General features: G+C 33.9%; 13 protein-coding genes and 4 pseudogenes. 5 read left to right on the plus strand and 12 right to left on the minus strand.

Annotated elements, in window-relative coordinates; translation table 11 throughout:
* Window positions 1-305: 305 nt before the first annotated feature.
* Window positions 306-1,765, plus strand: a pseudogene (locus QM409_RS02790) (IS1182 family transposase).
* A gap of 256 nt (window positions 1,766-2,021) precedes the next feature.
* Here the strand turns inward: QM409_RS02790 and QM409_RS02795 are convergent.
* The 8 genes and pseudogenes from QM409_RS02795 to QM409_RS02830 all read right to left on the minus strand — a co-directional run.
* Window positions 2,022-2,541 (minus strand): annotated as a pseudogene (locus QM409_RS02795) (methylase); the annotation flags it as partial.
* Between the two features lie 313 nt (window positions 2,542-2,854).
* Window positions 2,855-3,049: a hypothetical protein gene (locus tag QM409_RS02800; protein ID WP_000469564.1), complete on the minus strand. Its 195-nt coding sequence runs from the start codon at window positions 3,047-3,049 to the stop codon at window positions 2,855-2,857.
* Window positions 3,030-3,179, minus strand: coding sequence for a hypothetical protein (locus tag QM409_RS02805; protein ID WP_414305264.1), 150 nt, complete (start codon window positions 3,177-3,179; stop codon window positions 3,030-3,032). Before QM409_RS02805 ends, QM409_RS02800 begins: the two co-directional genes overlap by 20 nt.
* Before the next feature lie 804 nt (window positions 3,180-3,983).
* Window positions 3,984-5,305 (minus strand): annotated as a pseudogene (locus QM409_RS02810) (ISL3 family transposase).
* Between the two features lie 159 nt (window positions 5,306-5,464).
* Window positions 5,465-7,123, minus strand: coding sequence for a mercury(II) reductase (merA, locus tag QM409_RS02815; RefSeq protein ID WP_001031943.1), 1,659 nt, complete (start codon window positions 7,121-7,123; stop codon window positions 5,465-5,467).
* A 28-nt stretch (window positions 7,124-7,151) separates the two neighbouring features.
* The gene (merR, locus tag QM409_RS02820; protein ID WP_000640389.1) at window positions 7,152-7,544 is read right to left on the minus strand and encodes an Hg(II)-responsive transcriptional regulator; all 393 of its coding nucleotides are present in this window, start codon (window positions 7,542-7,544) and stop codon (window positions 7,152-7,154) included.
* 269 nt (window positions 7,545-7,813) lie between these two features.
* Window positions 7,814-8,152 (minus strand): Cd(II)/Zn(II)-sensing metalloregulatory transcriptional regulator CadX, encoded by a 339-nt coding sequence (gene cadX / locus QM409_RS02825; RefSeq protein WP_000711088.1) that lies wholly within the window; start codon window positions 8,150-8,152, stop codon window positions 7,814-7,816.
* An 11-nt stretch (window positions 8,153-8,163) separates the two neighbouring features.
* Window positions 8,164-8,778 (minus strand): CadD family cadmium resistance transporter, encoded by a 615-nt coding sequence (locus QM409_RS02830; RefSeq protein ID WP_000615750.1) that lies wholly within the window; start codon window positions 8,776-8,778, stop codon window positions 8,164-8,166.
* Between the two features lie 28 nt (window positions 8,779-8,806).
* Here QM409_RS02830 and QM409_RS02835 point away from each other — a divergent pair, with 28 nt between their 5' ends.
* Together QM409_RS02835 and QM409_RS02840 are read left to right on the plus strand one after the other, a co-directional pair.
* Window positions 8,807-8,980: a FanG protein gene (locus QM409_RS02835; protein ID WP_071788300.1), complete on the plus strand. Its 174-nt coding sequence runs from the start codon at window positions 8,807-8,809 to the stop codon at window positions 8,978-8,980.
* A gap of 251 nt (window positions 8,981-9,231) precedes the next feature.
* Window positions 9,232-9,609, plus strand: a pseudogene (locus QM409_RS02840) (hypothetical protein).
* Between the two features lie 344 nt (window positions 9,610-9,953).
* Here QM409_RS02840 and QM409_RS02845 read toward each other — a convergent pair.
* The 4 genes from QM409_RS02845 to QM409_RS02860 form a co-directional block, all read right to left on the minus strand.
* Window positions 9,954-10,148, minus strand: a complete 195-nt coding sequence (locus tag QM409_RS02845; protein WP_000469564.1) for a hypothetical protein — start codon at window positions 10,146-10,148, stop codon at window positions 9,954-9,956.
* Window positions 10,129-10,461, minus strand: a complete 333-nt coding sequence (locus tag QM409_RS02850) for a hypothetical protein (protein WP_001220782.1) — start codon at window positions 10,459-10,461, stop codon at window positions 10,129-10,131. Before QM409_RS02850 ends, QM409_RS02845 begins: the two co-directional genes overlap by 20 nt.
* A 359-nt stretch (window positions 10,462-10,820) precedes the next feature.
* The gene (locus tag QM409_RS02855) at window positions 10,821-11,660 is read right to left on the minus strand and encodes a phage replisome organizer N-terminal domain-containing protein (protein WP_001014727.1); all 840 of its coding nucleotides are present in this window, start codon (window positions 11,658-11,660) and stop codon (window positions 10,821-10,823) included.
* An 8-nt stretch (window positions 11,661-11,668) separates the two neighbouring features.
* On the minus strand, window positions 11,669-11,950 hold the full coding sequence (locus QM409_RS02860; RefSeq protein WP_000005472.1) for a hypothetical protein: 282 nt from the start codon (window positions 11,948-11,950) through the stop codon (window positions 11,669-11,671).
* 147 nt (window positions 11,951-12,097) lie between these two features.
* On the opposite strand from QM409_RS02860, the gene QM409_RS02865 reads away from it, so the two are divergent.
* Together QM409_RS02865 and QM409_RS02870 are read left to right on the plus strand one after the other, a co-directional pair.
* Complete coding sequence (locus QM409_RS02865) at window positions 12,098-12,616, plus strand: helix-turn-helix domain-containing protein (protein ID WP_125443366.1); 519 nt, start codon at window positions 12,098-12,100, stop codon at window positions 12,614-12,616.
* Window positions 12,617-12,667: 51 nt separating this feature from the next.
* Window positions 12,668-13,927, plus strand: a complete 1,260-nt coding sequence (locus QM409_RS02870) for a tyrosine-type recombinase/integrase (RefSeq protein ID WP_414305263.1) — start codon at window positions 12,668-12,670, stop codon at window positions 13,925-13,927.
* Window positions 13,928-13,933: the final 6 nt, after the last annotated feature.

A 13,933-nucleotide genomic window follows, 5' to 3' on the forward strand; every position in this document is an offset into this window, starting at 1 on the left:
TCAATTGATAACTTTTTCTCCCATTTTCCTTTAGCCGAGTTCAACAACACTAATATAATTTTCGTTTCTCATATTTATAACTAATTAGTGTGTGTACATATATTCATAAAATATCATTAATGTACTCTTACTTTTCAGCAATTCTAATTTTTCCAAATTAGAAGCTTTCAAAAAGTTCAGCATTTATTTTATAATGATAAATTGTAAAATATAGTACAACAAAAAAACTCATAGCGTTTCATGAGCCCACTGAAAAAGTCATCAAATTGATGGCTTTTTTGTTATACTAGAGATGAGGTGAAATAATGCTTGATAATCAGTTAACTATGGATGTCAGTCCTTATTCTAGTTTGTATGATATCGTGGTTCCTAAAACCCACTTTTTACGTCAGCTAATTGAACTCTGTGATTTTAGCTTTATTTATGATGAACTAGAAAAGAATTATCGTCCCGATTTTGGGCGTAAAGCTTATTCACCGATTATGATGTTCAAATATCTCTTGTTAAAAGATATTTATTAGTTATCAGATGTAGATGTGGTAGGACGTTCCTTGTCAGATATGGCCTTTAAATTTTTTCTTGGTCTAGCTCCTGAAGATTCTGTTATCGAGCCATCCTCTCTGACGAAATTTAGAAAGCTAAGAATTAAAGATGACAAACTGCTTGATGTATTGATTCAGAAGTCTGTTCAAATTGCACTCGAACATAACTTGATTAAGAGTAAAATCCTCATTGTGGATGCCACTCACACCAAATCTCATTATAATCATAAGAAACCCCAAGAAATCCTTAGAGAGCGTTCAAAAGCTTTACGTAAAACAATTTATCAACATTCAGAAGATATCAAAATAGAATTTCCAAAGAAACCTCAAGAAGATAACCTCGAAGCAGAGTTGACCTATACAGAGGAGTTAATGGCTGTGGTTGAAAAACACGAGGAACTCTTAGCCCTACCGGCTGTTTCTCAAAAGTTCAATTACCTAAAAGAGGCTGTCGAGGACGACTTAGAACATTTGGAAGCTTCTGTTAAGGAGGAGGCTAGGCTCGGACATAAGACAGCCGACACCTCTTTCTATGGATATAAAAGTCATATCGCTATGACGGATGAACGGATTATTACTGCTTGCGTGGTCACTTCTGGTGAACAAAGCGATGGGAAATATTTACCTGAGTTATATGCCAAAACAAAGGAAAATAGTCTGGACATCGAGACTATTATTGGTCATGCAGCTTATTCGGGAAAGAACAACATTCAACTAACTCGCAAAGAAAAGATTCATTTGGTGTCAAAACTGAACCCTTCTGTTTTTCAAAAAGTTACCGTAAAGAAGAGGATGCGTTTGAATTTAATAAAGACGCAGGGCTATTTGTCTGTCCAGAAGGACACTTGGCTGTTCGCAAAGCAAGGACAGGGAAAAAATATCAAAATAAGAATCAAGTTGTCACTCATTACTTTGACATTGAAAAGTGCAAGAATTGTCTTTCCAAGGAAGGGTGTTATCAGGAGGGAGCAAAGTTTAAAACTTATTCATTGGCTATTAAGAGTAACGACCATCTTTTCCAGAAGAAATTTCAGGAAACACCTTATTTTAAAGAAATGGCCAGACATCGCTATAAAATCGAAGCGAAGAATGCCGAACTAAAACAGAGACATGGCTTTGATGTCGCGAGAGCATCGGGTCTTTTCAGCATGGAGTTACAGGCAGCCACAACCATCTTCGTGGTCAATATAAAACGAATTATGACCTTAATAAATACAAAATAACCGAGGAATTCGCTCAAATTGATGAAAGATTCCTCGATTTTCCTTTCATTAAAAGTAAGCTCCTTATTTTTTCAGTGGGTTCGTCCTTCTACAACTGTATTATCCTCAACTTTTTACCTAAAAGCTCTGATAGAGGCTGGGCAAAAACTCAACTTAAGGAGAAAATAAAGCAAATTTTCTAACAATAAAACGCATAATATCAAGGATTTAACACTTGATACTATGCGTTTTCTAATTTTAAAGACTTTTTGCCCAGTCTTACCAAACTAGAATGGCCTTTGAAAAGTTGCCATTCATTAAACCAAATAGGTTCATCTGTAACAGGATGACGTTGAGTTAAGGTATTTCCTCTAACTATATTTTTATGAATAAGATAATATGCAGATTTATAGATGTCACTTCTACTAGTTAGCTTAGTACTAAAAATTTGTTCGTACCAATCTAAATAATAAAGAAACATACGTGAACGTGCTACTTCTAAATTATCTTCGAGAAATTCTATCCCATATATAGATGATAATGCAATCAATGATTTTGTCTTCCAACTTCTTTCATCATATTGCATATTACATGATAACAGCAGATAATTTTCTTTCTAAAATAGCTTGCAAAAATTTCCCATCTCCTGCAGAAGGTTCTAAAAATGTTGCAGAAATATCTTCACAAGTCTCTTTAATACCTGGAGTATCTAATATTTTCTGTACCATCCAGAATGGTATAAAAACCTCTCCATGCTTTTGAACACGCTTTTTTGATTTGATTAAATTCTCTTTCAAAGTCTACTCCTTAAAAACGTTTATCTTTTAAGATTATACCATTTTTTAATCTTATATCTAACTATTTCTAAAGGGGGTTGGGGATTCCCCCAAAAATTAAATCACCCAAAAAGTACATACACTATGTGTATACAAATTTTGGGAATGATTTTAGGAGTGTGTGTATACAGACTCTGAGCTCGCAAAGTCATATTATGAAAAATTTTTCCTTCTCGACAAAATAATCCAAAAAATCAATTTGACTGTCATTTGTGTGTACAAATATTTTAAGAAGATATATAAAAAACGCTGCAAAATTTTTAACAGCGTTTCTTTATTTTAAAATTCTCATATGTCTTTCTTTTTTATGGTTAGCATCGTAGTATTCCAGCATCGCATGATACAAACGAGCCTTCGTTTTATCTTGTTGTTTAATTCCATGAAGAAATAATTCTGCTCGCTTTAATTTCAGTATGTATTCGCATATCTGATCGAAATCCTTATCCATATTACTTTTGAAAATAAACATCTTTTTCCTCCATCACGTCAACTATTTTTTGCATCATAATAGACATATCCATTTTATTTTCATAGCTTATTCTCCCAACTACAGTTGCAAGACGGGCTATAGAATTGATATTCTTTCCGACTTGTTCCAACTCTTCTGTTAAAGGAACTAAACTTTCAGAGGTTATCAGAAGGTTATCACAAAGCTATACGAGCTTAAAAATCGACAAAAAAGAGTTTGGGACAAAAAGATTTTTATTTTAGGAATTCTTTATTATAAATTTTAAAAATCGATAGATTAGACAAAAAAAGCGAACAAGACAGAATTCTGAGTGTCAGATAACTCGTTTTGTTCGCTTTTTATATTTAAGGTTAGACTTTTGTCCCAGACTCTTTGAAACATTGATATAATCGTATTGATTAACGTTTTGAGGCAACTGACCTCGTCAGGTTGCAGTCACATTTGTAAGTGACTAAAGTCGCAACAACTGTGTCAGTTGCACCAATTTAGTAAGAAAGTACAAAAAAGAACACCCCGAAAGGTGCTCTTTGTAAGTATAGTAATTCTTTCGAATTAACGTTTACTAAATTGTGATGCTTTACGAGCTTTCTTAAGACCTGGTTTTTTCTACATTATGATATTTATGGTAAATTATCACTAAAATCAAGTAATTTTAAGAGATAAATCCTCAATATTTACATATATAATCCTTTTGAAAATCGAGAGGTTATCAAAGGGTTATCACATTTTAGTTTTCGGAGCTTATGTAGTTGAGAAATACGAAATACCGTATCATAAAGATGATGTACAGTTTAGCAACAAATATACAGTTTCTTCGTGCCTGGACAATTTCTTTTTCTATCCTGAAGATATTTAAACAGTTCTATATATTATTTCTTGTGAGTAATTTTCATCAAAAAATTTCGGGTATTCGGATTTTATGGTGGAAAAGGGCTTATAAATCACCCTTCTCCAAATTCTTAATAAGTGTGGAAAAATCGACACCTAAGTTGTCTGTAATGTCGTGATCATTCACTTCATACCAATTGAAAGTATCGTATAACATAGCTTTATTGAAAGCACTTGAATTAAATCGTGGCTTACGCTTTTTATGGAGCTTCTCATTGAAAAGGATTTTGGCTCGTAAGGCATCAAACGAGTAACCTCTACCCATTCGCTCTACCTGCCTAATAATGCTGTTAATTGACTCCGTATAAGCATTAGTGAGCCTTTTATCAAAGTAGTTGAATATTTCAACATGCCAGTTGTCTACGGCTCTCACGAGGTCTTTATATGCGTCTTTAGAGTTGCTGGATATACAACGGTGTCTCCATTGACTATAACGAAAATGACCTTCATCTGGATCAGGAGTATCCCATATCCAGTAAAACTCTTCTTTGAGTTCATAGGCTTCTTTTAAAGCAGGAAGATTACCTAACCAAGTATCTAAGAGGAATGATTCACGTTCATTTAGATCGTGTTTACGCTTTAGAAGTATAAACCTTTCACGCATAAGGTACGTCTTTCTTTTTGGCTCATATGGGCTTTCAAAGACTTTCTGACGTTATCTAAGGCTTGATTAGCCATTCTAACTACATGAAACTTATCTACGACAACTTTAGCGTGTGGAAGGATAGTGTTCACTGCGTCTTTGTAGGGCTTCCACATATCCATTGTGACGTACTCAATGTAAGTCCTGTCACTGATTTCTGAAAGACGTTGGATGACTGTTTCCTTGTTACGGTTAGGCTTGATGTCATAAATAGTCCTGCGTTCAATATTAGTCAATACAAGCCGAGGTCTACGGATAATATGTATCTCGTCTATCCCAAGCCACTTAGGAGTTTCAAACTGGTATTCACGTTCTTTGAGTGCCACATAGTCCTTAAAAACGTTCCTAATGGTTTTTTCGTCAACACCAACGCTTTCTGCGACTTCTACAAAGGTCTTAGACATGGATTGCTCTTGAATGGACTTTAAAAGCCTTTTGGTCATACTACGCTTTTCATCTACAGATATTAGGCGTTCCCAGAAGGTAGATCCGCATTCACGACACTTGTATCGTCTACGGTTCAATTGTAAGCCCACTCGCTTTAAACGAATGGGCAAATCCATAATTAGTTGATTTCTTGAACTGTGTTTGTACAACTTGTCAAAACCACATTCAGGACAACATTCAGGTGGTCCGACTGCTTCAACTTTAAACATCATATCGGTTTCATTTTCTTGTGGCGGTTCTATTGTTTTAATGTCTGGTAAGGATAATAAGTCTGACATATTATTCATCCTTTATTACTCTGCGGTGTTAAGGTATCAATTATAGATTTGATGTCGAAATCATCAGTGTTAAATTATTTTTGTGACCACAAATGCACTTAGAAAATCCCTTAAAGCATTAGCTGGTTCACTTGAATAGGGAGTTGTAAAAAAGTTCCCTTAGCCTGCACAGCAAGATAATTTCGAAACATCTTTATCAAAAGTTAGGACAGCCAGCTTCAATCCTTCTGCCATTGTTAGATATGGAGCCATCGTTTCTCTCAGATCTCCAACAGTTAAACCGAATTTCACAGCTAATGTTGCTGCATAAATTACGTCTCCTGCGTTTTCTGCCACTACATGCGCCCCTAACACTTTCAATGTTTTCGCGTCTGCCACTAATTTGAAAACACCTGTTGTTTCCCGATTAACGAGCGCTCTTGGAACAGCATCCAACGGCAATACCGATGTTTTCACTTCATATCCTTTTTCTTTTGCCTGTTGCTCCGTTAAACCAACCGTTGCAATCGATGGAGAAGTAAACGTAACGCCTGGAACCACTTCTAAATTGACCTTTTGATTTAGTCCTCCGATTGCATTACGAGCAGCAAGTCCACCTTCATAAGCAGCTACATAAACAAATTGGGGACCGAGAGTGACATCTCCAGCTGAATAAATTCGGGAATTGGTCGTTTTAAGATAATCATCAATGACAATTTCACCACGGGAACCAACTTCAACGCCTGCTGCATGTAAGTTTAATGATTCTGTATTTGGTTTTCTTCCAGTGGCAATTAGCAATTGTTCTGCTTCAATAATTCGCTTTTTACCATTTATCTCAACATGAACTTTTTTAATGTCTCCATCTTGCTCAACTCGTTCATAGGTTGCACCTGTTACTAAATTAATTCCCTGTTCTGTTAAGGCCTTAGTAATGGCTTCTGAAATTTCAGGATCGTATTCTTTTAATAGACGCTCGCTTCTTTGAATCAAAGTGACTTCTGACCCGAGGTTATGAAATAGTTGTCCTAATTCCATGCCGATATATCCTGAACCAATTACGGTAAGACGATTTGGAACCTTCTTTAATTCCAATAAGCTAGTGCTTGTTAAATAATCTACTTCATCTAATCCGGGAATATTAGGTGCAGTTGAAGAAGCACCTGTAGCTATTAAAAATCTTTTGGCTGTGATTTGATTGCCATTTACTTCAACTGTATTTTCATTTACGAATTTTGCTTCACCTTTTATTAATTCAAAACCATAATCATCAATTAAATTCACATATTTTTCATTTCGCATCTCGGTTACTAAATCATTCTTTTGTTTTACTAATGGCGCTAAATCAACATTTGAAGCCGAAGTGTGTAATCCCACAAATGGATTATTTTTTGCTAGATGATTGATTTCCCCTGCTCTTAATAAGGTCTTAGAAGGAACGCATCCGACATTAACGCAAGTTCCACCCACCGTTCCACGCTCAATCATAGCCACTTTTGCGTTCAAAGTAACGGCTTCAATGGCAGATGAAAAGGCAGCTCCACCAGAACCGATGATGATGTAATCATAATCATAGTTACCTTCATCATTTAAACTTACATCTGTCCTTTTTTCCGATTGCACTTGTATTTCTTCTGCTTCGCCCGGGTGATAATTTGCGTCAGCAATCGCCTTTATTGCACTTTCAACCTCAATATCATCGGACAGTTCAAATACTGCTTCACCACGACGATAACTAGACTCAATATTTTTAGCACCTATCTTTTCAAGTGCTGATTCTACGTGTTTTTCACAACCCGTACAAGTCATTCCTGAAATGTTTACCTTAAATTTATTCATAAAAAAGCTCCTTTCGTTAATTAATCTCTCATGTTAATGTTTCTATTATTGGACACGAATGTAATTGCTTTTCATCTGGACATCGTTGTTTTAAGTCGTCTAACATAGTTTCAATTCGTTTTAAATCCTCTATTTGTTTTTGCACTTCCTTTTGTTTTTTAGAAACAAATTCGAACATATCTTGACAACGAACTTCATCTTTATCTACAACACCAAGTAATTTATAAATCTCGCTTAAAGAGAAACCAAGTTCCTGTATTCGTTTAATAAGCCCAACACGCTTAACGTCATCATATGAATATATCCGATAACCAGCTTCCGTTCGGTGAGGTTCTTGTAATAAATTTTTTCGCTCGTAATATCTGATCGTTTCTTTATTAACTCCACATTTATCTGCAAACTCACTAATGCGATAAATCATCTTATTTCACCCCCTGAATATTATAAACCATGTACCATAGTACACGGTCAAGTAAATTGGACTATTTTATTTTTTTCCCAAAGTATCACTCGTATGTGATTGATACTTTTATATAATACTATTGATTATCCTAACATCCCACCAGAAAATCCGATTTAAACACCAGTTGTTTTTAAACTATTAAGAAAGTAATTCCACTATATATTCCGAAGACCCGAAATTTCATAGAGTAGCTCCCTAGAATCATGGAAAAGTAGTAAAAATAGTTGTTATCCTAGTTGATTAAAAAAATCCCTGATTTCCTCATCTTTTATAAAATAATATATAATTTTCCCCTCTCTTCTAGTGCCCAAGATGTTTTGATTGGCTAGTTTACGAAGATGGTGGGAAGTAGATGCCATACTGAGATTTAGTAAACAGGCTATATCACAGACACAGAGTTCTTCAACAGCAAGAAGATAGAAGATGATATTTATCTGTTTATTATCGGTAAATTTTGTTAAAATGCGAAGTGATTTTTGGACTTTTTCCTTTTCAAGGTAGTTCGTTGCGGTTGTAATATTTTGCTGATTTATAACATTCACTTGGCAGATACTATCTTTTTTCATAATATTTTCTCCTAGCCTAATATAGTCCATAGTATGTCAAAACTGTTATTTTCAATCAGGATATATATCCCCAATCCTAAATAAACAACGGCAATAAACCATCTGCTATATTTTTCCAAAATTTCTCCAACAGAAGAGACTTGTGCCAATTTTTGGGCAGAAAAAACCAAGAGATAAATCATGACTAGAAAGGTAAGTAAAGCTACTATCAAATTTGCTAAATTTAAGGTAGTAAAATATGGAACAAAGACACCAATATTGTCAGCACCACAACTTGCAAAAGTAATCATAGCGACTAGAAATATCAGGTTTTTATTATCTTTGCGCAAACCTTCTTTGGCAATAGCTTCTCCATCAGAATCTCCTAAAAGCAAAACTTTGAGACCTAGGAAAATTGGAATCAAACCGAGTAAACCTAAAATCTCTTTACTAGGAATATAATTTAAGACAAATGCAAAAAGCAAACTTAGCAATATTAGACTAACAGAGCCTAGAAATTGTCCTAAATAGATGTTAATGATGTCTTTTCTGCTTTTTCTTTTGGCAAAAAATAACATTAGGATAATAAGTAAGTCTACGGCTGTCCCAGAATACAGGATTATTGAAGTAACAACATTTTGAATCATAAAACACCTCATTCAAATATATTTTTGAATGTATTCTAACATTAAACTTTGTAGATGTCAACTTAAAATCCACCAAAATATAGATAAGAAGTTAGTGTACCAAATATTAAAAAGCCCTGCCATCGAAATGACAGCAGGGCTTAACTTCAATATCCAGATAATATATTTATCTAAAAAAGGTACAGTTTTTATTGATTTGTAGTGCGATATAATGAGTTTCCAAAAATCAAAAATCGCTTAAAATCAATATTTTGACATCTATTGGCGTGTACTGAAACCCTTACTTAACCTCTGTAAGGATATAATTACGGTACCAGTATATCATAAATAATAACAAAATCTTGACTTTCCGAAACATAATGATTTTCCCGAAAGAAAGAGATCAACCTAAAAAATTACTTTCTTACTTATGTAATGTTTCTTTAATATAATATAGAAATAAAAAGTATGTAAATGAAAAGATTTATCACATTACTTTTAGTGTCTCTATCTACAATTTTATTAATTGCATGTTCTAACCAATCAAGCAATTCTTTAGATGGCGAATACCGTTGAATAAACGAGAGTAGAAATGAAGTTGCCTTTACCATTTCAGGTAACAAAGGAAATAGCAACAAAGGAGAGGCCGACACCTTTACAATTGATAAAGACAGTGCAACAATCGAACCGACTGGCTCTAATATCATAAACCGAAAAGAGAATTATACCTTCAAGGATGACGTATTCACTGTAGATATTTCAGGAACAAAGCAGGAGTATTACAAAAAGGATAGTGAAGAAATACAGCGACAAGTAAAACCCTCAAACTATTTGATATTCTTTATACAATAAAAACGCTTTTGTACTGACCCCAAAAGTTAGATTTTTTCTGTCTAACTTTTGGGGGTCAGTACACACCCGCATAGCGGGTATTTTTTTGCTCGTATAATTCATCAGGGGTTTGGGGATTCCCCAAAATTCAAATCATCCCAAAAAGTACATACACTTTGTGTATACAAATTTTGGGATGATTTTGGGAGTGTGTGTATACAGACTCTGAGCTCGCAAAGTCATATTATGAGAAATCTTTCCTTCTCGATAAAATAATCCCAAAAATCAATTTGACTGTCATTTGTGTGTACAAATATTTTAAGAAGATATATAAAAAACGCTGCAAAATTTTTAACAGCGTTTCCTTATTTTAAAATTCTCATATGTCTTTCTTTTTTATGGTTAGCATCATAGTATTCCAGCATCGCATGATACAAACGAGCCTTCGTTTTATCTTGTTGTTTAATTCCATGAAGAAATAATTCTGCTCGCTTTAATTTCAATATGTATTCACATATCTGATCAAAATCCTTATCCATATTACTTTTGAAAATAAACATCTTTTTCCTCCATCACATCAACTATTTTTTGCATCAAAATAGACATATCCATTTTGTTTTCATAGCTTATTCTCCCAACTACAGTTGCAAGACGGGCTATAGAATTGATATTCTTTCCGACTTGTTCCAACTCTTCTGTTAAAGGAACTAAACCTTCAAAAGAGACTTTTTGGATGTTCAAATCTGTTCGTATTAATTTTTGTCTAGCAAACTCAGAAAAATTACGAATATTTTCCTTCCTCATACAATCATTTAATTTTTTATTTTCTTCTTCCGTCAAAAACACCTGTTTCAACACAGATTTTATTCTCATGGTCCTATCACCTCGTTTTCTTATTTAGTCGTTTTACAAGTTCTTTCACTTGTTTACTTGTCTTCTTTTCATATTCTATCATCAGCTCAACGCAGTAGTGAAATATCCTTACATTATCCAAATCCTCACTTTGTTCTGCTATTCTTTCTAACTGACGTAAGTTATTGATAATTCTTCTAACTTGAAATATAAAGTCATGATAAGATTCAAAATCAAATTGAAGATAAATAGGCGAGCTCTTAAATAACATTTTTCTGGCATAAGAGGAAAAACTTAGATGATTTGTCATTTCAATCAAGTTATTCACTATTTCATTTTGCTCCTCAGTGATGTAACATTTCTTTAGAACAGTCCTATATCTACTCATTTATCATATACTTCTTTCGGGCATTTTCATGGGCAATAGCTTTGCACTCCAGCATACGTTCCTGCTTTAAATTCTCCATAGACTTAAATAAATACGCCAAAGGAGACGTCGCATCCTCAGGAATCCGTTCAATCATGCTAATGACTTCATCACTAGTTACATACCCACTAGCCAAATACTCGCCTATCTTCATCTTCTGAGCATGTGTTAAAGTGTAATTGTTAGGATACAAAAATCTATCATTGTACTTATAAGAAATGGATTCTAACAAAGAATAATATTTGGGTGGAATATAAGTTTCAGGCTTTCTAGAACTATTATCCAGTATATTCTCAATCTCTTTCTTATTCTTACTCTTGTTCTTAATCTCTTGCGTTACATTATCATTTTCATCCGTTACTGTAACGTTACAGTCTAAAACGAGTTGTGGCTCGCCTGTAATTAGTGCTTTTTGTTTTTGTCTATGACGAGCAACACGTTCCCTAGTTTGTTTTCTAATCTTTTCTAGTCCATCTATATTCTGATGTTTCTCCCATTTTGGAATGGTAATAGCGCCATCTATGATTTCTATCATGCCAAATTCTTCAAACATGCTGAGAGCTAATTTTACAGATGTAGCCTTTCGCCTAAACACTGTTGAAAGCATCTCTTCTGTGTAATAAACCTTGTTCCCTAGACTTAATATGCCACTATTATTTTGCTTTCCTGCAAGCACCAGAATTTTAAACCATATTACAATAAGAGTATCTCCTTCTGGCATTGATTCTATTAGCTGAATTTTTTCATCATCAAATATATCTGTTGTTATCTTGATCCACTGAACACCATTCATACGAGTACCTATCTTTCATATTGCTTCAACCATCGTGTTACTGCTCTTTTATCGTATAAAGTCACTCCATCAATCACCATGGTTGGCATTCCTTCTTTCGTCCATTTTTGGATTGTTGTCGTAGATACATCTAACCACCTAGACAAACCTGACATACGAACCATAGGTTTATAAAGTTCTTTATCTTCAAATACTCTTGCTACAGCATTTGAAATCATCTCATCATAGTGAGCACGTAATTGCTTCTCTAATTCTTTAGGAAGCTGGACAACTAAAGTAGTTTCCGACATAAATTCACACCTCATTTCTAAATTAAATAAGCTCCGAAACCATTTAATTTGTTATTCATTTTGAATTATATATTCTTTTTGAATTTTTGTCAAGCTTTTTTATTCAAAAAGAATAAAATGTGTTATAATGATAAAAAGGAGGTTCTTATGACGAATCATATTACTAAACTGATAGAAAATAGCGGAAAAAAATTGACAGAAATTAGCGAAGCTACAAATATAGCCTATCCTACACTTTCTGGATACAATCAAGGAATCCGCAAACCTAAAAAAGATAATGCTGAAAAATTGGCAAAATACTTTAATGTTTCCGTCGCTTACATTATGGGACTTGATAGCAACCCACACGCTCCATCAAATCTTAAAATTGTTACAGATAGTTTCAAAACATCTAAAATTGGTTCTGTGACACCTTTTAAAAGCGATATGGAGAAGTTAAAGAAGAGTATCGAATTTGGCGAAAGGGTATTAACACTACCACTTGATGATAGTTTTTCAGATGAATTTCGTCATATATTCTCAGAATACCTAGCTGAGAAAAACAAACGTTTTATGTCTGAGTTTATAGATTATATGAATCACCAAAATAAAGATTCTAAAGTTTGGCAGAGCTGGATTAAAACAGACGAATACGCTATCCGCCAAGAAGATAGAAAAAATAGATAGACACTCATTTCTCAATTACATAAGCTCCGAAAACTTAGATACGGAGAAAAAATGTCTATACACAAATACAAAACAAAAAAAGGAATCCTATACTATGTCAGCTTTTACATTGGCTTAGATGCTTATGGAAAGAAAAAAAGGCACTTAAAGAGAGGGTTCAAAACCAAAAAAGAGGCAAAATTGTACGAAGCTCGTTTAGAAGCTGGTGTCGTTGCCCCCACAGTAAGTACCGACAAACCTAACCCCAAAGTCACTTATAAAGAACTTTATCAAGAATGGTTTAATGCCTATGTTGGTACCGTTGAAGAAACAACTTCTTCCCAAACTAAGAATATCTATCGAATACATATTCTACCAATATTTGGCGATAAATTTATTGACCAAATCAGTCCTTTAGACTGTCAAAACTTTATTACACAAAAATCTCAGACTTTCAAAAATATCAAACAGATAAAATCCTATACCTCAAAAATTTTTGATTTTGCAATCAACATGAACTACATTGATCGAAATCCAATGAAGAATGTTATCATGCCTAAAATCAAAAAAACTAGATCAGATAATTTTTGGTCTCTGGAGGAATTACATCATTTCCTTGATATAGTGAAAGAAACTGAGCCATTTAAACATTTTGCTTTATTTAGACTGCTTGCATTTAGTGGACTACGAAAAGGGGAGTTATACGCTTTAAAATGGGCTGATATTAACTTTGACAGCAATCTATTGAACATAGATAAAAGTCTAGGAAGAATTGACGGTAAAGCGATTGAAAAGAGCACAAAGAATGAATCTTCAGTTCGAACAATCTATCTTGATGATGAGACAATCGATATTATTAAGCAATGGAGAAATTTCTATCTGAAAGAACAATCTCAGTTTCCTCTAACAAAGCTGAATATTAGTAACGAATATATGTTCTCTTACATATCAAGTAATGACAAAATTGAACCTTTGCATGCTGATTACATTAATAACGTACTGAATCGAATTATTAAAAAGCATAAATTAAAACCAATTAGCCCACATGGGTTTAGACATACACATGCAACACTTATGTCTGAAATTGGAATCGATCCTTCTAATACATCAAAACGTCTCGGTCATGCAAGCAGTCAGGTGACATTAGATGTCTATACTCACACCACAAAAACTCTATTGACAAATTTGCAGACTATCTCAATAAAGCAAAATAGAATTATGATTTTTAAAATTTTGAAGAGGTTATCAGAAGGTTATCACAAAGCTATTCTAGCTCAAAATTCGACAAAAAAGCACTTTGCAAAATCTTTGCAAAGTGCTTTGAAACGTTGATATAAT

This window comes from Streptococcus mitis, assembly GCF_047465045.1.
Lineage (GTDB): Bacteria > Bacillota > Bacilli > Lactobacillales > Streptococcaceae > Streptococcus > Streptococcus mitis_DT.